The 19,627-nt window shown below is 47.7% G+C and carries 14 protein-coding genes; 5 read left to right on the top strand and 9 right to left on the bottom strand.

Annotation, left to right across the window (positions count from 1 at the left end):
• The first annotated feature begins 21 nt into the window (after positions 1-21).
• Complete coding sequence (locus J3999_RS07135) at positions 22-936, top strand: GGDEF domain-containing protein (RefSeq protein ID WP_173285322.1); 915 nt, start codon at positions 22-24, stop codon at positions 934-936.
• A 77-nt stretch (positions 937-1,013) separates the two neighbouring features.
• A complete protein-coding gene (locus J3999_RS07130) occupies positions 1,014-1,505 on the top strand; it encodes a DsrE family protein (RefSeq protein WP_208127230.1) in 492 nt (163 codons plus the stop codon).
• Between the two features lie 288 nt (positions 1,506-1,793).
• Here the strand turns inward: J3999_RS07130 and J3999_RS07125 are convergent, their stop codons facing one another.
• A complete protein-coding gene (locus J3999_RS07125) occupies positions 1,794-3,851 on the bottom strand; it encodes a hypothetical protein (protein ID WP_208127229.1) in 2,058 nt (685 codons plus the stop codon).
• A gap of 512 nt (positions 3,852-4,363) precedes the next feature.
• On the opposite strand from J3999_RS07125, the gene J3999_RS07120 reads away from it, so the two are divergent.
• Complete coding sequence (locus J3999_RS07120; RefSeq protein WP_208127228.1) at positions 4,364-4,789, top strand: tautomerase family protein; 426 nt, start codon at positions 4,364-4,366, stop codon at positions 4,787-4,789.
• 7 nt (positions 4,790-4,796) lie between these two features.
• Here J3999_RS07120 and J3999_RS07115 read toward each other — a convergent pair whose 3' ends face one another.
• From J3999_RS07115 to dapA, 5 genes are all read right to left on the bottom strand, one after another.
• Positions 4,797-5,426, bottom strand: a complete 630-nt coding sequence (locus J3999_RS07115) for a hypothetical protein (RefSeq protein ID WP_208127227.1) — start codon at positions 5,424-5,426, stop codon at positions 4,797-4,799.
• A 158-nt stretch (positions 5,427-5,584) separates the two neighbouring features.
• Entirely contained in the window at positions 5,585-7,498 is a 1,914-nt protein-coding gene (locus J3999_RS07110; protein ID WP_208127226.1) for a 5'-nucleotidase C-terminal domain-containing protein, read from the bottom strand.
• Between the two features lie 298 nt (positions 7,499-7,796).
• A complete protein-coding gene (gene purL / locus J3999_RS07105; protein WP_208127225.1) occupies positions 7,797-11,666 on the bottom strand; it encodes a phosphoribosylformylglycinamidine synthase in 3,870 nt (1,289 codons plus the stop codon).
• 63 nt (positions 11,667-11,729) lie between these two features.
• Complete coding sequence (bamC, locus tag J3999_RS07100; RefSeq protein ID WP_208127224.1) at positions 11,730-12,848, bottom strand: outer membrane protein assembly factor BamC; 1,119 nt, start codon at positions 12,846-12,848, stop codon at positions 11,730-11,732.
• 88 nt (positions 12,849-12,936) lie between these two features.
• Positions 12,937-13,812 carry a 4-hydroxy-tetrahydrodipicolinate synthase gene (dapA, locus tag J3999_RS07095; protein ID WP_208127223.1) on the bottom strand — a complete coding sequence of 292 codons (876 nt, stop codon included), beginning with the start codon at positions 13,810-13,812 and terminating at the stop codon, positions 12,937-12,939.
• A gap of 283 nt (positions 13,813-14,095) precedes the next feature.
• Here dapA and J3999_RS07090 point away from each other — a divergent pair, with 283 nt between their 5' ends.
• Positions 14,096-14,563 (top strand): peroxiredoxin, encoded by a 468-nt coding sequence (locus J3999_RS07090; protein ID WP_208127222.1) that lies wholly within the window; start codon positions 14,096-14,098, stop codon positions 14,561-14,563.
• A 77-nt stretch (positions 14,564-14,640) separates the two neighbouring features.
• Positions 14,641-16,047 (top strand): PhoH family protein, encoded by a 1,407-nt coding sequence (locus J3999_RS07085; protein WP_208127221.1) that lies wholly within the window; start codon positions 14,641-14,643, stop codon positions 16,045-16,047.
• A 103-nt stretch (positions 16,048-16,150) separates the two neighbouring features.
• Here J3999_RS07085 and J3999_RS07080 read toward each other — a convergent pair whose 3' ends face one another.
• The 3 genes from J3999_RS07080 to J3999_RS07070 form a co-directional block, all read right to left on the bottom strand.
• Complete coding sequence (locus J3999_RS07080) at positions 16,151-17,104, bottom strand: LysR family transcriptional regulator (RefSeq protein ID WP_208127220.1); 954 nt, start codon at positions 17,102-17,104, stop codon at positions 16,151-16,153.
• A 132-nt stretch (positions 17,105-17,236) separates the two neighbouring features.
• Positions 17,237-18,211, bottom strand: a complete 975-nt coding sequence (locus J3999_RS07075; protein ID WP_208127219.1) for a potassium channel family protein — start codon at positions 18,209-18,211, stop codon at positions 17,237-17,239.
• A gap of 151 nt (positions 18,212-18,362) precedes the next feature.
• Positions 18,363-19,619 carry a UbiH/UbiF/VisC/COQ6 family ubiquinone biosynthesis hydroxylase gene (locus tag J3999_RS07070; protein ID WP_208127218.1) on the bottom strand — a complete coding sequence of 419 codons (1,257 nt, stop codon included), beginning with the start codon at positions 19,617-19,619 and terminating at the stop codon, positions 18,363-18,365.
• Positions 19,620-19,627: the final 8 nt, after the last annotated feature.

Here is a 19,627-nt window from a genome sequence, read left to right as displayed (position 1 = left end):
TTTTCGTGTGGAGACAACTAAATGAGCGACGCGCTGAAACACACTTACTCTCACCTTGAGGCGATAGCCAATGCGATGCCCGACCCGATCTTCATTATGGGCCGGGACGGCACCTATCTGGACATTGTCGGCGGTCAAGAGCGTACGCTCTATGCCGACGGTTCCAGCCTTATCGGTAAAACCTATCATCAGGTGCTGCCGGAAAAGATGGCTGACCGTTTCCTGAAAGTCGTGCAGAAGGCAATCGCATCCAATACGCTGCAAGAGATCGAATACCAGCTGGCGAATGACGAAGTCAACGGCGTTTCTGAAGGCCCTTCCGGCGGGCAATGGTATGAAGCGCGGGTTTATCCGGTTGACAGCGAAAGCTACGGACAACCGGCTGCGATCTGGCTGGCGATTAATATTACCAGCCGAAAGCATATGGAAGAACAGATCGAGCATCTCTCTTCCAATGACCCTTTGACTAATCTGTATAACCGCGACTTCTTCCTTGACCTGCTCAACGAAGAACTCAATCGCGCCAAGATGAATAATCAGCCACTATCCCTGATTAAGATCAATCTGGATTGCTTCAAAAACATTACCGACGGCTATGGTCATGAAATGGGCGACAAAGCGATTTTAGGTGCGGCTCACGCCATTCAATCGGTCATCAAGGATATGGGGCCAATCGGTCGCTTGAGCTGCGATCAATTTATGGTTGCCTTACCGGAAGTCAAAGCTGTCGACGCTCTGCGCATCGGCAAACTGATTCAGGAAAAAATCTCGGGGCATAAATTCAAACTGGATGACGGCCAGACTACCTGTCTGACCAGCCATGCCGGCGTTACCGAGTTACGCAGCCCGGACGAAGACAGTCAAATCCTCTTCAAACGCGTCAACGAAGCCATTCAAAGCCTAGCCAGCACGCGCGAAATTATCCGCATTATGTAATCCGTTCAAAAAGCGACTCTTCAATTGGAAAGTCGCTTTTTTTGTCCCTAAAAAACAATAAAACGAGGAGTAACTCTATGCACCTATTCAAAAAGATGACCCAAATCCTGCTGATCGCCCTGACGTTCTTCGGATTGAACGCCCAGGCGCAGGCCGCCGATGACGGCGCCAAAGTGGTTTATCATGTCGATTTTGCCGATCCGACCCGTTATTCGGCAACTCTGACTTCCATTAACAATATTATGAACTTCTACGAATCCGAACTAATGGAGCCTGAAGTCCACCTGGTGTTTGTCGGTTACGGCCTGCGCTTTACCACGGACGACGCCTTAAAAGGCACTCCTTACGAACATGATGCCGCTCTTCTCGAGCGTCGTGACGAATTAAAAGGTCGTCTGGATGCATTGATCAATGTGCGCGGCGTTAAAGTCCACCTGTGCGACAAAACCCGTGACGAAGTCGGCCTACCGCAGGACAAGGTTTATAAAGGCATTCAGTTCGCCCCGTCCGGTGTCGCCAAGATCGCAATCCTGCAAAGCGAAGGTTTTGCTTATCTGAAAATTCAGTAAACCGAGAAACCGAATTCCCTGCGCTAATCTGCACAGGGGCCAGCCATTCAAACCCTGCCTTTTACTCTGCCCGCAAAACCCCTCCCCCCTTCAACCCTAGCTTATGCGCATAGTCGCGAGCGACTCAAACATCAGAATATTATTCGAGGTTAGCCCTTAAACCTCATGCTTTTCATCAGACAAGATTAAATAAATACGACAATCGAATTAACCGCATTCGTTTCACACCATCAGAAATAAAAAAACCCAACCACAAGGATTGGGTTTTTTGAGTTGAACCAAGGTTAATTATTTTTTGACTGCAATCACAAATCCAACCTCATATTCATTAACTGTTGTTGTCGAAAAGTCGGTTTTCAGCTTGAACAACATCAAATTTCCATCTTCCGAAACAAAGCCGTCCATAAACGATTCATCCTGAACACCGTTATCAGACAAATCGCCTAAAGACACTTTTACACGCCCCAGATTGTCACCGGATCCGACAGTCACGGCTAAATTATCCAGCGTAGCAGACTGGCCGATAAGGGTCTCTATTTGAGCTGTATCATTAGCTCTTTCAATACCACTATCTTCAACAAAAAGGCTGGCCAATGTGCCATCTCCGTTGAACGCCAGAGTTGAATCGCTGGTCTGTGTTTTGGCTACAATTCGACCCGACGAATCTAATCCGGAAATCACCGCATAAAGCTTGTATTGCGCATTACTAAGATCTGGCATAACAGAGGCAGGTAACTTGGTCGCCACAAAGCTTCTATGGATAAATCCTGTATCGGGACCGGTATTTTCAACCCCTAACATAGCCATAAAGCTGTTATCCGCAGTAATCACACCTTGAAGGTATCCGTTAGACAGAGAAATGATACCCGTTGATGAATCAATCGAATAAGATACCGAAGCACCTGACCCAAGCTGATCGGCTGCCATGCTGACCGACACGTCCCCTGTCGACAGATTTCTAATTCGCTCTATCTCACTTGTCGCATAATTGATATCAAAGGTAGTCGCGCCGGTAAAGGAAGCCTTACCTGATTCAACGCTATAGTATGAATAACCACCCTCATCCATCTCCTGCTGATAAGTAAGGTAACCGTAATCACCGGTTAGCTGGGTTGGCGGAGTTTCCGCCTGTTTCAGAATCACCGTATAATCAACAAAAACCTCATCCCCGGACTTGGCATCCGGATTAATGGCGTCTTTAATTCCGTCACTATTAGTATCAACCGTTTCGTAACGTACTGCGGCACTTTTATTGAAAACAAGCTTAAGATTATCGTTCCCGGAACTGTTGATTAAAATAGTTGACGGCGGATATCGCCAACCAAAATCCGGCCCATCCAAATCTTCAGCGGCTACGGCCTCTAACTCCTCACTAAACGGCTCTTCAATAACTAAATTTCCGTTGCTATCAAGATCGGCTGTAAAAGAAAACGTGTCTCCCTGGGTTTCTGTATAGGTTGTTAGCGACTGACCGCCGTTATAGACGCCCATTTGCGCTTCTGCATCCAAGAACAGACTATTCGAAGAAATTTCAACTTCTCCACTCTCCACACCGCTTGCAACATTGATTTTCTCAAGGCTTATTTCTGAAGCCGTAGTCCCATAATCCCCCGCTTCAGAATCATGCTGAGCGACGGACCCTTGCATCAGGGCCCATGTTCCGGAGACAGACGCAATTTGGGTTGCATCCGCCGGTTCAGATTCAATGACTTCAATCTCGCTTTCGACAAACTCCCCGACTTCCGCTTCCAACTGTGCCAATAATTCAGTCAGACTGGCGTCAGGAGCGGCCGTTAAATCAAATTCATCAACTTTTCCACTCAAGGTGACTATGTCGTTAACATCCAAATCCGCCAATACGACCGTGTCGTCATCAACGAATTTATCTAATACATACTTGGAAATAGGGTTAATATCAACTTGCTGATCAACGACCATCGCTTCGAGCGTATCGGTGGTTCCGGTTATTCTTACGACCAAATTACCTGCCAAAGAAACTCCTTCCGGCAAGGCCAAAGTATACTCACCGGTTACAGAAGTTGTCGTTGATGCCAGAACATCCCCTACTTGATTTCCGTCATCATCGATACGAATTAATTCAACGGTAGCACCGGTTACCGGCTCTAAACCGGTAAAACCAGCATGGGCTGACGGCAGGAAGAATTCTCCTAAGGCCATCATAATTCGATCGGATGTTTTTAAATAGGCAACAGAACCGCCCGGTGCGCTTGCAGTCCCGCTGATTGATGTTGTGATTGTTCCATCCGAATCACTACTCGATCCGCCACAAGCGGTTAATGCCAACATCGCCGCAGCTATAGCTGAGTTTAAAACTGTTTTTTTCATAGAATTCACCTTTTTGGAAAAGCTAAAAGACTTAAACGAATACACGATTAACTAAACTAATTTAATAATCATTCAAACTGGTCGATTGATAAAAACCTAAAAATGAGAACCTGTAGGTTTTAAACAAATAAACATAATTTATATAATTGATATCAGATAGCTGACTACCTTAAGTATTATTTATTATTCGAACAGCCTCAAAATTTACATTGGACATATGTCTCATAGTTGATCCAAATCCATGAAAAATTAATAAAACTTATTCCAGAGCAAATTGCTAACCGTCTTAAATAACGCCCCTTATTCAGATAGAAAAATCCTAAACATTCATACAAAACCAAACCATCAGGGATAAACCTCTTTCTTTATGATCTTAGGCAAGCGGATTAGACCACGATTAAACAGCTGGAGAGCCCATTAATCAGAGATTACGAAAAATCCAAAAAATTACATCTGCCAAGGTAAACTGGATATTAGAATAAACTGAAGTTCACCAACTTAAGGTTCAACCCATGCCACTTATTACTGTACATCTTCCGGAAAAAACCTTTTCTGCCGAACAAAAGCACCAATTTGCCAAACAGGCAACCGACACCCTTCTTGCTCTTGAAGGCATGGCCGGGCACCCCAAGGCGCAAAACCTCAGCTGGGTTCAGTTCTGCGAATTTAAACGAGACGATTTTTACATGGCGGGTCATAAGGTTGATAAACCGCATTACCGACTGGATGTCAGCGTATTCCAAGGCACAATGGCCGGCGATAAAAAAGAACAGCTTACCGCACAGCTTACCGATCTGATCTTGCAGGTTGAAGAAACCGACCATAATTTACTTAATGCCGCCCGAGTCTGGGTCATGATTAATGAAGTTCCCGACGGAAACTGGGGCGGAGCAGGGAAAATCTATCGCATTCAGGATTTAATGAAAATGATGCGCTAAAAAACAGTTAAAAGGCTTCTTTCTTTGCCTTCCAATCCGCCAAAGGCAAAATCACCGGTTCCTCACCGTTTTGCCTGAACCAGGAATCTACAGCGTACAGCTGACCGTTTGCCATTTCCCGAATGACCGCAGTCCAATGGACATCAAAGAAGAAAGGATTGCGCACAACCCTCGACATAACCTGATGATGCTTTAACCAGCCGTTTGCAGAAAAAAATTTGAGGTACGTCGTCGTATTAACCGATTCATCGATGCAATCCATCTGCCCGCGTTCACCGGTTCCGTTATTTTCAGCCTGATCTCGCCAGGTTCCTACTTTTTGGCCAGTCAGTTGCTCCATCAGCGCTACCGCTTTGGCAATAACGACACGCTCTCTTTCCGGTTTAGTTGACGCTTCCTGAAACAGTTGTTGAATCTGCATCTTTTCGGCTACGCTCAAGTTAACTTCATCCAGCTGTTTGCAAGCGTATTCGTGACAGACCATTACTCGATTTACTGCGGCATCTTCACGTAGATGTGCAATATCCGGTGTGGCAACCCAAACACATCCTTGAATCGAAAGCAGTAACAGCAAGCCAAGCTGGCGAATACCGAAGCCATAAATAGCCGGAAAAGTAAGACGAATTAAATAAATCATCAAACACCTATATGCATCAATCAGACTCAATTCACTCAAACATCGACAATCGACGCTTTTTAAATTAACACATCGTCGGCAATAATCCACAGACATAAAAAAACCCGGCGCAGATAAACTGGGCCGGGTTCTTTTGCGTGTTATAACTTAATTGAAAATTAAGCCATTTCACCTGGGTATGCTTCGATACCTGGGTTGTCAGAAACACCTTTAAGCTTAGGATGGTTAACTTTCTTAAGCTTCATGTCGTTTTTGTGACGACGTAGGTAATCAGCAGTAACATCCCACATTAGGCGGCCTTCACCGATTGCCTCAACCTGCGCCCAACCGGCAACAGTATAAGTTTTGTTCGCTTCAAGCGGAGTACCGTCATCAAGACGCATATCAGAGATACGGCTACCAAGTGCTGCGTTTGGCTCACAAGTGTAGTCCATACCACCAAGACGAACCATATCACCACCAGACTGTAGGTATGGGTCTTTCTGGAATAGGTTCTCACAGATACCTTCAAGGATATCTTTCATTTGCGCACCAGTCACTTCAGACTTGTAGGTTTCACCGTAAGTCATAGAAGTTTCATCCATTACGCGTTCCATAGTGATGGTTTCACCTGCAAGAACAGAAGTACCCCAGCGAACACCGGCAGACATTGCGATTTGCGTATCGTGCTCTTCACGTAGTGCGTTAACGATGATCTGGTCCCAAGTACCCATGAAGTTACCACGACGGTATAGAGTGTCTTCCGCTACCGCTAGCTCTTCACCAAGGATCTCACCGTAAGTTTTACCTAGACGATCTTTGTTTACGTAAGCGCTTTCACGACGTGATTCGATAACGTTGTTGTCATACTTGGTGTTGTATAGGTCATCGATGAATTTCTGAACGCCTGCATCCGCTTCAACAACGTTAGAGAATACTGGTAGAAGCGAGTAATTAACACCTTTAAGCTTACCGTTCTGGATATCAAGGTCCATACAACCAACGAACTTACCGTTAGAACCAGCGTTAGTAACGTAACAAACACCGCCTTCAGGAGTTTTAACATTGATAGTTTTAGGAACACCGTCATGCGTGTGACCACCGAAGATTGCATCGATACCGGAAACGCGAGAAGCCATCTTGATATCAACGTCCATACCGTTGTGAGAGATCATAACGATCGCAGCAGGTTTTTCGTTTTCACGGATGTGATCAACAGTTTCCTGAAGCGCGTCTTCACGTAGACCGAAAGACCAATCCGGGAAGTTAGACTGAGGGTTCGCGTTAGCAGTACGTGGGAACGCCTGACCGACAACCGCAACACGCTCGCCGTTAACAACTTTGATTACATATGGTTTGAATGCGCGAGCTTCGTCTTCGTCGTATAGACCGATGCCGTTGTTCGCTTCAACCATTTCACGGTAAGCGTCACCGAATAGAGAATCTTCTTTAACACGGATGTTCTGTGCAACGAACTCACCTTTGAAGTTGTTCAGGTTTTTAAGAACTTCTTCTTCTTTGTAAGTGAATTCCCAGTGACCAGTCATAATATCAACACCGATCTGGTTTGACGCTTCAACCATGTCCGCACCACGAGTCCATAGCGCAGTACCGGAACCGTGCCAAAGGTCACCACCATCCATAGTGATCGTGTTTTGCTGACCGCCAGCTTGATCGCGAAGCATATCTAGAACAGTTTTAAGGTGTGCGAAACCACCAACTTTACCGTAGGTTTCAGAAGCGTCTTGGAAGTTCAGGTAAGAGAATGCGTGAGCAAGAGGAGTACCTGCTTCAACACCTACTTCTTTAAGAAGTTTTTCACCAACAACGTGCGGCAATTTACCGAAAGCTGGACCTGTACCCAAGTTTACGTTTGGCTCACGGAAGTAGATTGGCTTCAACTGAGCATGCGTATCTGTAATGTGTAGCAGACGAACCTTACCTTTCATTGGGCGGTTGTAGATTTCTGCAGACGCTTTCGCAGCAGCTGCTTTATCAGCACCACCAGACATTGCAGAAGCCGTACCTGGCAACATACCTGCCGCAGCAGCCATAGACATTACATGTAGAAATTCTCGGCGATTTAAAGACATCAGGTCTCTCCGTTGTTATTTTAAATTACATCGCTAACGCGAATATTTCTCTTAAAAGGTCGAAGTTTCCAACCTTCCTGACCGGCAACATTTAACCCGGCCCAAAAAATTCTGTCAAATTTAAGGGTTCGGCAAATCAAAGTCAAATAAATGAATGTTATTCATTATTAGAATTTATTTATTAGGATTTACTAATAAATTTTTCCTCTTATATGAGAACTTAATTTACTCCGATCCTGTTACGTAAAAACCCGGTTACCCCGGGTTTTCAATTATTGAATCAATGATTCGACGGCAATCAGCCGACCCATTTACGGGCGTTGCGGAACAGACGCATCCAAGGAGCATCTTCCAGCCACTCATCCGGATGCCATGAATTCTGCACGGTACGGAACACACGTTCAGGGTGCGGCATCATAATCGTCACGCGCCCGTCCGGAGTTGTCAGACCTGTCATACCCTGAGCGGATCCGTTCGGGTTAAACGGATAAGCTTCGGTCGGATTACCGGCAGCATCGACATAACGTACCCCGACCAGACCTTCGACCTGCGATGAATCACCGGCACCGAAATCCATACGGCCTTCACCGTGCGCAACCGCAACCGGAATACGCGTACCTTCCATGCCTTTTAACAGGATAGATGGCGACTCTTCAATCTGAACCTGAGAGAAGCGCGCTTCGAATTGCTCGGAGGTGTTGCGTACAAACGCCGGCCAGCTTTCCGCACCCGGAATAATTTCTTTCAGGTTCGACAACATCTGACAACCATTACAGACCCCAAGGGTAAAGGTATCTTCACGCTGGAAGAAGCTTTCAAAAGTGCTGCGCGCCGTATCATTGAACAGAATCGAATTCGCCCAACCGCGACCGGCTCCCAAAACGTCACCGTAAGAGAAACCGCCACAGGCAACCAGACCGCGGAAATCGTCAAACTGCACTTCACCGGAAAGCACGTCGCTCATATGCACATCGATCGCATCGAAGCCGGCTTTAGTGAAAGCGGCGGCCATTTCCTGCTGTCCGTTAACACCCTGTTCACGCAGGATAGCTACTTTCGGACGAGCTTGTCCGGCAAATTCAGCCGTAATATCGTCATTAATATCAAAAGTAACCAACGGATTAATTTCGGTGTTCGCATCGTTCTCGATCGCTGCAAATTCCTGCTTCGCACACTCTTCATTATCACGAATCGCCTGCATACGGTAAGAGGTCTCGGACCACCACGTCTGCAACTGTTTACGCGGCATATTGAAGATTTCTGAACCATTCGCCGCAATTGCGATCTTATCGTCAGCTGCAAGCGTACCGATAAAGTGGCTCATGGCAGAAAGACCGTATTCAGCCAATACCGCTTCAACGGCTGCTTTATCAGCAGATTTAATCTGCACAACAACACCGACCTCTTCGGCACACAATGCAGCCACCGGCTCAGCGCCCAAAGCAGAGATATCGACGTTCAGACCAGTATGACCGGCAAACGCCATCTCAAGCAGAGTTACCAATAGACCACCGTCGGCGCGGTCATGATAGGCCACAATCTTATCGTCGGCCAACAACGCCTGAGTCGCATTGAACAGGTTCAATAGATCGTCCGCAGAATCCAAATCGGCTGAAGTTTCACCAACCTGACCGTACACCTGCGCCAGACAGCTTGCACCGATACGGTTTTGACCTTTACCAAGGTCGATAACCAGCAGTTCGGTATCACCCAAATCGGTACGCAACTGCGGCGTAACGGTTTTACGTACATCTTCAACCGGCGCGAAAGTCGTGATATTCAAAGACATCGGAGAGATAACCGCCTTGTCTTGATCGCCGTCCTTCCAGACGGTCTTCATCGACATGGAATCCTTACCGACCGGAACCGCAATGCCCAATGCCGGACACAATTCCATACCAACGGTTTCCACCGCATCATAAAGTGCCGAATCTTCACCCGGATGCCCTGCAGCGGCCATCCAGTTAGCAGAGATCTTAATGTCCGACATCTTATTAATCTTAGCGCAGGCAATATTAGTAATCGCTTCGGCGATCGACAGACGCGCAGAAGCTTTCGGATTGATCAGTGCGACCGGAGGACGCTCACCGGAAGCCATCGCTTCACCGGTGTATCCGTTATAGTCGGAACAGGTGACACCGGCATTCGCCACAGGAACCTGCCACGGCCCGACCATCTGATCGCGTGTCACCATACCGGTAATGGTACGGTCGCCAATAGTGATCAGGAAGTTCTTCGACGCAATGGTCGGCAACTTCATCAAACGTTCGGCCACGTCGTTCAAATCCAGATTAGCGGTCTCAAATCCGGCCTGCGGAATCTTGCGGGTTTCTGCCGTACGGTGCATCTTAGGCGGCTTGCCCAGAAGAACGTTCAGAGGCATATCAACCGGATTGTTTTCAAATACGGTATCGTTTACAACCAGCTCTTGCTCTTTGGTCGCTTCACCGACGATCGCATAAATGGCTCGCTCACGCTCACAGATTTCGATGAACTGATCAATCTTGTCCGGATAAACGGCAATAACGTAACGCTCCTGGGATTCGTTCGACCAGATTTCCATCGGCGACATGCCCGGTTCGTCGTTCGGCACTTTGCGAAGATCAATCTTACCGCCGCGACCGGCATCATTGACCAACTCAGGGAAAGCGTTCGAGATACCACCGGCACCTACGTCATGAATAGAGGCAATCGGCGAATCTTCGCCCAGATAAGTACAACGATCGATAACTTCTTGTGCACGACGTTCCATTTCAGGGTTTTCACGCTGCACAGAAGCGAAATCCAGATTTTCCGCACCGGAACCGGTTTCAACCGATGACGCGGCACCACCGCCGAGACCGATCAACATCGCTGGACCACCCAAAATAACCAGTTTCGCGCCTACCGGGATATCCCCTTTCTGAATATGCATTTCACGAATACTTCCCAGACCACCGGCCAGCATAATCGGCTTGTGGTAACCGCGGATCTCTTCACCGTCGTGAGTAATCAAAGCATTTTCATAGGTACGGAAATAACCATTGATTGCCGGACGACCGAATTCGTTATTGAATCCGGCTGCACCCAGAGGGCCTTCAATCATAATATCCATCGGCGTAACAATGCGCCCCGGCTTACCGTAAGGTTTCTCCCAAGGCTGTTCAAACCCAGGAATATTCAGATTGGAAACGGTAAAACCGGTCAGTCCAGCCTTTGGCTTGGAACCACGTCCGGTCGCACCTTCATCGCGGATTTCTCCACCTGAACCGGTCGCTGCACCCGGCCAAGGCGAAATCGCCGTCGGGTGATTGTGTGTTTCGACTTTAATCTGGAAGTGCACCGGTTCTTCAGAGAACTGATACTGACGGGTTTGCGGGTTCGGGAAGAAACGCGTCGCCATAGGTCCTTCGATTACCGCAGCGTTGTCGCTGTACGCCGAAAGCACACCCTCCGAGTTACACTGATAAGTATTGCGGATCATTCCAAACAACGACTTGTCTTTATCTTGACCGTCAATCGTCCAGTCGGCATTAAAGATTTTATGACGGCAGTGCTCGGAGTTCGCCTGAGCAAACATCATCAATTCGGCATCGACAGGGTTACGGCCCAGGCCGTTAAAAGCATCTACCAAATAATCAATTTCATCTTCCGAAAGCGCCAGCCCCATTTCTTTGTTCGCAATCGCAAGGGCATCACGTCCGCCGCCCAGCACATCGACAGTGGTCATCGGTTTAGGAGACTGATGCGAGAACAGGTTTTCCAGCGCGACAAAATCATGGTTGACAACTTCAACCATGCGGTCATGCACCAGCGCTTCAAGCGCCGCTTTATCTTCTGCCTTAACCCCTTCAAAGTGATAAACAATCCCGCGTTCGATACGCAGAACTTTATCAATACCACAGGTGTGAGTAATATCGGTCGCTTTTGATGACCATGGAGAAATCGTTCCGATTCGAGGTGTCACAATACAGCTGTCATCACCCAGATTACCGTTTTGATCTGCAGCGTCTTTATTCAGCAAAACATTCAGATGCGCTTTTTCTTCAGCGGAAAGTTCCGAGGAAAGGTCAACAAAATAGACAAACTGAGACTGTAGCGCACGAATGGGTGCGGCAGCTTGCAGCTTTGTTAACAACTGATTTAAACGATAAGCGGAATGTGCGGGATTTCCCCAAATAATTTGCATAGTTTTTTGTCCTTTCGAAAAAAACAAAGCCCTCAAATAATGAGGGCAAATCTTTAAGTCGGATTATTTTGCCAATAATCCGAGGCTTTCAAATACGTAACGTCTCTGCTCGGCGTTAAGCGGCGTGTCGCCCTCCAAGGCCGAAACTTTCAGCAGACTGGTCTGGTCGTCGTTTTCCGTCAGCGTCAACTTGACACGTTCCGGCAGATCGGTTTTGGATCTTTTCTTCCAGAAAGCAAGAGTGTCAAAGAACCCGGTCTCTTCGCGAACCGACTCAGGAACATCCACTTCCATGCGCTTAGTCTCGCCGTTGCTCTTATGAATATTCCAGTTAGCGCGATAGATCGTAGACTGCAGGTAATCCCACGACGCCTCGATGGACGCTTTCATGCGCAGACCTTCAAACTCCTCACCGTCAACCGTTTCCACCTGTTGAACACTGGCTTTAAGTTGCGCCAAAGCAACCTCTTCGGTCGATCCGAAGAACAACATTGCCTGATACAGTTCCTGAGCTTCAAGCACCGGGCTGTATGGACGCATCTGCCAAGCCGCAGAAGTTAGCGTGTCATTGCGCTCACCCGGCTCGACCATTTCGTGGTGATTGATAAACACACGGGTTACCCCGTTCTGCATATCCGTTTCCACGCGGGCAACGTACTTATCAAACGCCCCGTCGGCTAACTCCGGACGCCAGCTGTTTAAAAGTTTACTGATCGCACTTTCATAACGATCGGTCGGTGCCAATTCTTTACGGCTGACATAATCTGTTTTCAGAATACCGATATCTTTACGTGCTTCAGCAATCTTAAAGCCCTGATTACTGAAAAAGCGTTGCAGCCCGGCCCAGACCTGATCGCTATCGATCGTGGCAAGTTCAAGCCAGCGCTCGGAAAGATTAAACTTGATCGACACGCCATCGGCCTTAAAAGTCGGAATGTAATCATTCTTCATCTGCTCTTGGGCAATTGCACTCTCAGCTTGACGCAATGCAGGCGCCAACTGATTTTCTTTTCTGCCCGGATCAAACAGATTAGGAGGAATTTCTAGAGATTTAACCGTTTTCGCTTCACCGTCGCGGTAAGACTCATCTGAGCCGAAGAGATTTGAGATGGTTGAGCACCCGCTCAGGCCGAATGTCATCACAAGGGTAGAAGCTACCAGCGTTTTTTTCGCAAAGCGCATAAACTTTTAAACCTTAAATTTTAGTTTGCTGAAAAGTTTTTTGGATATCTGCCCGTGACCAGCTTTCACGGGCAACCAGATAAAATATTTAACGAATTCCGGCACTCTGCATTGCCTGACGAACGGTCGGCTGAGCAGATTCGGACAAGATCGTTAAAGGCAGACGAATCGTATGACCGATCAATCCCATTTCCGCCAGCGCCCATTTTACCGGAATCGGATTGGCTTCGATAAACAGATCTTTATGCAGCGCAGTCAAAGGAGCGTCCACTGCACGAGCAGTCGCTTCATCCCCCGCCAGAGCAGCGGCATAAACATCATGAACGGCTTTCGGAGCGACGTTCGCGGTAACCGAGATACCGCCATGGCCACCGGCAAGAATAAAATCGACCGCGGTCGCATCGTCACCGGTATAAAGCGCAAAGTCCTCACTTACACCGGCTTTGATTTGAGCAACACGGCTGATATCACCGGTCGCTTCCTTAACACCGATAATATTTTCAATCGTTGAAAGACGAATAACGGTTTCCGGAAGCATATCAACAGCGGTACGCCCCGGTACATTATAGAGAATTTGCGGGATATCGACCGTTTCGGCCACTTTCTTGTGATGCAGGAAAAGACCTTCCTGAGTCGGCTTGTTGTAGTATGGGGAAACCAGCAGACAGGCATCAGCTCCGGCATCTTTAGCACACTGCGTCAGCTCGATCGCTTCACGGGTCGAGTTGGCACCGGTACCGGCAATAACAGGAATGCGACCGGCAACCTTCTGAACGACAAAACGCACGACTTCACAGTGCTCATCAAAATCCAGAGTCGCGGATTCTCCGGTAGTTCCTACTGCAACAATCGCATCCGTTTGCGATTCTATATGGAATTCAATCAACTTTTCCAAAGCGGCATAATCGACAGATTCATCTTCTAACATGGGCGTAACTAAAGCCACCATACTGCCTGTGTACACAGTAAAACTCCCCAATCCTATAACGCAAATTTTAAAAAGGTAATATTACCCTTTCCCCCCAGACACTTCAACCAAATTCATCCCCTTTAACCCGCTCTCTCCGGGCTGACTGCAACTGCTTGATCAACGCTTAGCCAAGCGCAAGTTTTTTTGCTTTTTTTCGGTTGCCTGTTTTTTTAAAAATGGCATACTGGAATTTCGGAGGCCTTGTAACGTAAAAAAGCAAAACTGCGCCCTTGGCCTATACCAACTTCAGCGAATCTAAAAAAATAAAGGATCGAGAATGATGGCAAAAATCGGCGATAGCCTGCCACAATTTTCACTTCAAGCCACCAACGAAAGAACCCTTTCCGAACAAGACTTCATCGGCCGCTACAGCGTCTTATACTTCTACCCCAAAGACTCGACTCCCGGCTGTACCACCGAAGGCCTCGACTTCACCGCACTGCACACTGAATTTGATGCGCTTAATGCTCAAATCTTCGGTGTTTCCATGGACTCCATGCGCCGTCATGATAATTTCAAAGACAAGCAAGGGTTCACCTTCGACCTGATTTCCGACCCTGAAGCCGAACTGTGTCAGGCGCTTGGCGTCTATCAACTCAAGAAAAACTTCGGCAAGGAATACATGGGCATTGTCCGTTCAACTTTTTTGATCGACCCGGAAGGAAAAGTTGCCGCTCTCTGGAGCCCGGTCAAAGTTAAGGGTCACGCGGAAGAGGTACTGCAGACACTGAAACAGATGCTTTAAATTCACACACTACGCCAGCAAAGGGGTAACCCCCATTCAAGGCCGATATACAACAGCCTGACATAAAGGAAATTGCCATGACCGATGAACCACGCCGCCTGTTTATCTTAGACACCAACGTGCTGATGCACGACCCTATGGCGCTCTTCCAATTCGAAGAACACGATATCTATTTACCGATGACGGTTCTCGAAGAACTGGATGCCGGTAAAAAAGGGATGTCGGAAGTCTCCCGAAATGTTCGAGAAACCAACCGACTGATCGACCAGATAATCAACAACGCTTCTTTCGAAGAAATTCAAAACGGCCTCAGCCTGGAACGCATCCACCCGAATAGCGGTCTTGAACAGCTGCATTTAGGAAAACTGTTTTTCGAAACCGAACCGATGGTCGCCAAACTTCCGGCGCATCTGCCGAGCCATAAAGCGGACAACCACATTCTGCAAACCGGTCTCGCGCTTAAGGAACAGTACCCAAGCCGCAATGTTACATTGGTCACCAAAGACATTAACATGCGTATCAAATCTTCCGCTGTCGGCCTGCATTCGGAAGACTACTATAACGACCGCGTACTGGAAGATGCCGATCTTCTGTATACCGGCTGGGAGGAATTGGAAGAGAATTTTTTCGAAACGCACGGGCAAAACATGCGTTCATGGCAGGAAGACGGCAGCACTTTCTATGAACTTGAGGTCGGCCATGACTGTAAATGGCAACCCAATGAAGCACTGGTCAGTGCAAATGATTCCGGATTCAGCGCAATTATCCGCAAAATCAGCAATGGCGTCGCCACTCTGGAATACATGCGTGACTATACCTCGCCGACGCACAGTATTTGGGGCATTACGGCTCGAAACAGCGAACAGAACATCGCTTTGAACCACCTAATGGATCCGAATGTCGATTTCGTTTCTCTTCTGGGTGTGGCCGGAACGGGGAAAACCCTTCTGACCCTTGCTGCCGCACTGGAACAGACTTTGGATCAAAACCTGTACAACGAAATCATTATGACTCGAGCCACCATTCCGGTCGGTGAAGACATCGGCTTCCTTCCGGGGACGGAAGAAGAAAAAATGACTCCGTGGATGGGCGCCTTGATGGATAACCTCGAAGTACTGACCGAATCCGACGGCTATACCGACTGGGAAAAAGAGAGTACGCAGGAACTGCTGAGCAAACGCATCAAAATCAAATCAATGAACTTTATGCGCGGCCGAACCTTCCAGAAAAAATTCATTATCATCGATGAGGCGCAGAACCTGACGCCGAAGCAGATGAAAACTCTGGTCACCCGTGCCGGCGAAGGCACCAAGGTCATCTGTCTGGGGAATATCAGCCAGATTGACTCGCCTTATCTGACTGAAACCACCACCGGTTTGACTTATATCGTCGACCGTTTTAAATCCTGGGAACACAGCGCACATATCACCTTGCAACAAGGTGAACGTTCCCGTCTGGCAGAATTCGCTTCGGACAATCTGTAAACAATCAAGCCCCGTTCATGCGGGGCTTTTTACTGGCAATACACATAAAAAAACCGGGCATTGCCCGGTTTTTTTATCACGTCTGAAAACGCTTTCGGTTCGCTTAGCGACCCATGGTCTTCTGTTCTTCCTCGGTCGGAATACGGAAGCCCAACTCCTGCGCACGAGCGCGACAGTAGTTAATAGCGAATTCAAGCAGCTCACCAACCGCACGGTGACGGAATTTGTGTTTCTGGCGCACGTGCGAGAACGGACGTAGAATTGGCGGATCAAGCGGAATCGCTTTAAGCGTGTTCAACTTCAATTCTTTAACGATAGTCGTACGGGAAACCACTGCAACCCCTACATCCGACTCTACAGCCATTTTAACTGCTTCCGGGCTACCCAATTCCATAACAACATTAAGGTCGCTATAGCTGAAGCCCTGCTCACGAATATAAGAATCGATAACCTGACGCGAACCGGAACCTTCTTCACGAGAGATATAGCCGTATTTACGGAAATCTTCGACCGTCACCTTATCGCGCTTGGCAAGCGGGTGATCCAAAGGACAAATCAACTGCATCTCATCGATACGACACACATCCACTTCAAGGTTCTTATTCTGTACCGGCGCTTCCACCAGTCCCAGATCGATCATATTATTCTCAACCATCGAGACGATCGCATCGGTATTACCAACCTGAAGACGGATATTGACATCTTCGTACTGTTTTTTGAAAGCTCCAAGAAGACTAGGAAGCATATATTCAGCGATGGTGGTACTGGCACCAATCACCAGAGTCCCGGTCACTTCACCCGTTAGCTCTCGAACTTCCGAATTCATTTTTTCGTACAATTCAAGAATCTGATCGGCATAGTCATAAACAACCTTACCGGCTTCAGTGAGGGTGATTTTATTGTGAGTTCGGTCGAAAAGACGGGTATTGAAGAAATCTTCAAGCTGCTTTACCTGAAAGGTAACAGCCGGTTGAGTCATATGGAGTGTCTCTGCAGCTTTGGTAAAACTCATTACCTTAGCAACGGTATGAAATACCTGAAGACGTCTATCTGCCATGCGCTCTGTCCTTTTGTCATATTTTTATAAATTAGCGGTGAATATAGGCTTTTAATCGGAAAAAGTCAATCCTATTAATCGTAGGATAAATATACTTTAAATCAACCTTGAAACTGAAATGGGCGTTCTAAGCTAAAGATCATCCTGCTTAGCCGAAGAAACGGCGTCTTCCTGTTTTTTATCCGACTCGCTGTTTTTATCGCCGGCACTTAACTCTTTGCTCTGCTTATGCATAAAGAGCGCTTCTTCCGAATCCTTCTCCTTCTGCAGTCGCTGCAAGTGTTCCTCGAGAAGCTGATAACGCTGTAACTCTTTCTGCAAACGATCAACTTCCTGAGTCGAATGCAACATAATGCTTTCCACATGCTTTTCGATATCCATACTCTGCTTGATCAGACGTTTTTCGGTCTGGCGCACATAGTTCAGAATATCTTTTTCCAGCTTTCGCTGATCCGAACCGATCAGAAACGCCGAGAAGTTTGCCGTAACCAGCGAGAAAAACAGCACTCCGAAAACAATCAGGACGGTACCGAAAATTCGCCCCTCTTCCGTATATGGCACCACATCGCCATAGCCGACCGTGGTGATAGTGACAATCGCATACCAGATCCCGTCAATAAACGGCCGATCTTCGATATAGGAAAATATACTGCCGGCACCGATTATCAGAAACACGAAACCGATCAGAATCTGTCCAAAACGATTCCGGCCGAGCAGCAGCATCGCATCCTGAAAAAAACTGGTTATAAAACGCAACAGCAGGACAAGACGCAGTGAACGGAAAATCATCGCCCAATCCCCCTGCCAATTGACCCATGGCACCGCCAGCATCACGATCAGAAGATTTAACCAGTTTTCAGCAAGGTAGCGACGTTTCTTGTCTACCAGAGAAAGATTGACGACCAGTTCGCAGAAGAAAACACTCCACAGAACCGCATTCAACCAAGGGGAATCGATCGGATAATCACTTAATGCAAGGATAAGTTGGACAAAGACCAGAAGAAGCGCAAAAGCGACCAGGTATTCAAAAATTTTCCCGACCCTAAGCGCACGGCTATTTTCTCTTTCATGTACGCCCGCAACACCCAAAAGCGCTTTAATCTTCATTCGGCATCCTAAAATTTCGCTTGAATTACTGGGTCCAGAGCCCAAATATCGACTTTATTAGAGAAAGCTTACCTAAGGTACGCACGGGAAAACAGTGCTCGATTGAAAATTTTCGACAGACTTGCTCGAACGCAATTAACTACTGTCTTAGCTAGAGCGAATACTTTCTGGCCATTTCGGGAAGTGCTTCACGTCCATTCAAGGCCTGCTCCATCAACCAATTCTTGCCGGGTTTAAGGCGTTCTGCAAGCGGAAGCAGCGTTTGTCTAAAACCGTTTTTGAGCGGATTATCCTGATACAGCCAGGCAAACCATTCCATTGAGCGTTGCACAATCGCATTGTCGCCTCGGCGCCAGCGTTCATATTGCCGCAATACCGGCATAGAGGCGAAGTTACGTCCTGCGGATTTGGCCTGACACAGCGTTTCGACCAGCGCGGCAGCGTCCAGCAATCCGAGGTTGACACCCTGACCCGCTTGCGGGTGAATGGTATGCGCAGCATCTCCGACCAGTGCCAACCCTTGTTTGACATAGTGATTTGCGTGCTGACGAACTAAGGGAAAAGCACCACGGCCACCAACTTCGACCACCTGTCCGAGACGGTAATCGGAAGCTTTTCCGACTTCCGCAGCAAACTGTCGATCATCCAAGGACAAGGCCCAATCGCATTTCTCTTTCGGCAGATACCAGGCGATCGAACTGTAATTTTCCTGCATGGCCAAAAAAGCAAAAGGTCCGTCTTTCGTGTATCTCTGCCAGCAGCAATCCTGATGCGACAATTCGGTTTTCACTGTACCAACTACGGCACACTGGTCATAGTCTTGCGTACTTAAACCGATCTTTGCCAACTGTCTAATCAGGGAACGCCCGCCATCGGCAGCGATAATCATGCGGGCGTTTAGAACCCTTCCGTCGGCGAGCGTCAAACTCGAATTCTGCTGCCCGTCCGCAGGCAAACTTAAAGCAGTAATCTCTTGATCAAGCAGAACCGTAAGGCTTTCACAGGAATCGAAATTCTGCCAAAGTGCATATTGAATCAGATCATTCTCAATCACATGCCCAAGATCTGCCTCGCCGACATCGGCGGCATTAAATATCACTTCGGCCGAGGTAAACTCATCCCATACCCGCATGGCTCGAAAAGGATGACAACGCTGCTGACAAATGGCCTCCCAGGCACCGAGATTGCGTAAAATATTCTCTGAAGCACGCGTCAAGGCACTGACCCGAATCCCCAATGCTTCATCCGCACTCCAATGAGGCGCCTTACGCTCCAGCAACAACACTTCAAAACCATTGCGAGCCAGGCCGATAGCAGCCGCGGCTCCGACCATCCCTCCACCGACAATAATAGCGTCCCAGACAACATCGTCATTCACAGGCGGAGAGAATTTTGATTCTGTACTCATAACTTTAC

The sequence above is a fragment of the Thiomicrorhabdus sp. 6S3-12 genome (assembly GCF_017571475.1).
In the GTDB taxonomy this organism is placed as follows: Bacteria; Pseudomonadota; Gammaproteobacteria; order Thiomicrospirales; family Thiomicrospiraceae; genus Thiomicrorhabdus.
The sequence above is the reverse complement of the archived record's forward strand: the minus strand, read 5'-3'. Positions and strand labels throughout refer to the sequence as shown.

Bases quoted from the DNA above. Each gene is read 5' to 3' on its own strand.
- bamC (WP_208127224.1), bottom strand. From the start codon at position 12,848: ATGCGCTTTGCGAAAAAAACGCTGGTAGCTTCTACCCTTGTGATGACA.
- J3999_RS07080 (WP_208127220.1), bottom strand. From the start codon at position 17,104: ATGGCAGATAGACGTCTTCAGGTATTTCATACCGTTGCTAAGGTAATG.
- J3999_RS07130 (WP_208127230.1), top strand. From the start codon at position 1,014: ATGCACCTATTCAAAAAGATGACCCAAATCCTGCTGATCGCCCTGACG.
- J3999_RS07110 (WP_208127226.1), bottom strand. From the start codon at position 7,498: ATGTCTTTAAATCGCCGAGAATTTCTACATGTAATGTCTATGGCTGCT.
- J3999_RS07090 (WP_208127222.1), top strand. From the start codon at position 14,096: ATGATGGCAAAAATCGGCGATAGCCTGCCACAATTTTCACTTCAAGCC.
- J3999_RS07075 (WP_208127219.1), bottom strand. From the start codon at position 18,211: ATGAAGATTAAAGCGCTTTTGGGTGTTGCGGGCGTACATGAAAGAGAA.
- J3999_RS07125 (WP_208127229.1), bottom strand. From the start codon at position 3,851: ATGAAAAAAACAGTTTTAAACTCAGCTATAGCTGCGGCGATGTTGGCA.
- J3999_RS07115 (WP_208127227.1), bottom strand. From the start codon at position 5,426: ATGATTTATTTAATTCGTCTTACTTTTCCGGCTATTTATGGCTTCGGT.
- J3999_RS07085 (WP_208127221.1), top strand. From the start codon at position 14,641: ATGACCGATGAACCACGCCGCCTGTTTATCTTAGACACCAACGTGCTG.
- J3999_RS07120 (WP_208127228.1), top strand. From the start codon at position 4,364: ATGCCACTTATTACTGTACATCTTCCGGAAAAAACCTTTTCTGCCGAA.
- J3999_RS07135 (WP_173285322.1), top strand. From the start codon at position 22: ATGAGCGACGCGCTGAAACACACTTACTCTCACCTTGAGGCGATAGCC.
- J3999_RS07070 (WP_208127218.1), bottom strand. From the start codon at position 19,619: ATGAGTACAGAATCAAAATTCTCTCCGCCTGTGAATGACGATGTTGTC.
- purL (WP_208127225.1), bottom strand. From the start codon at position 11,666: ATGCAAATTATTTGGGGAAATCCCGCACATTCCGCTTATCGTTTAAAT.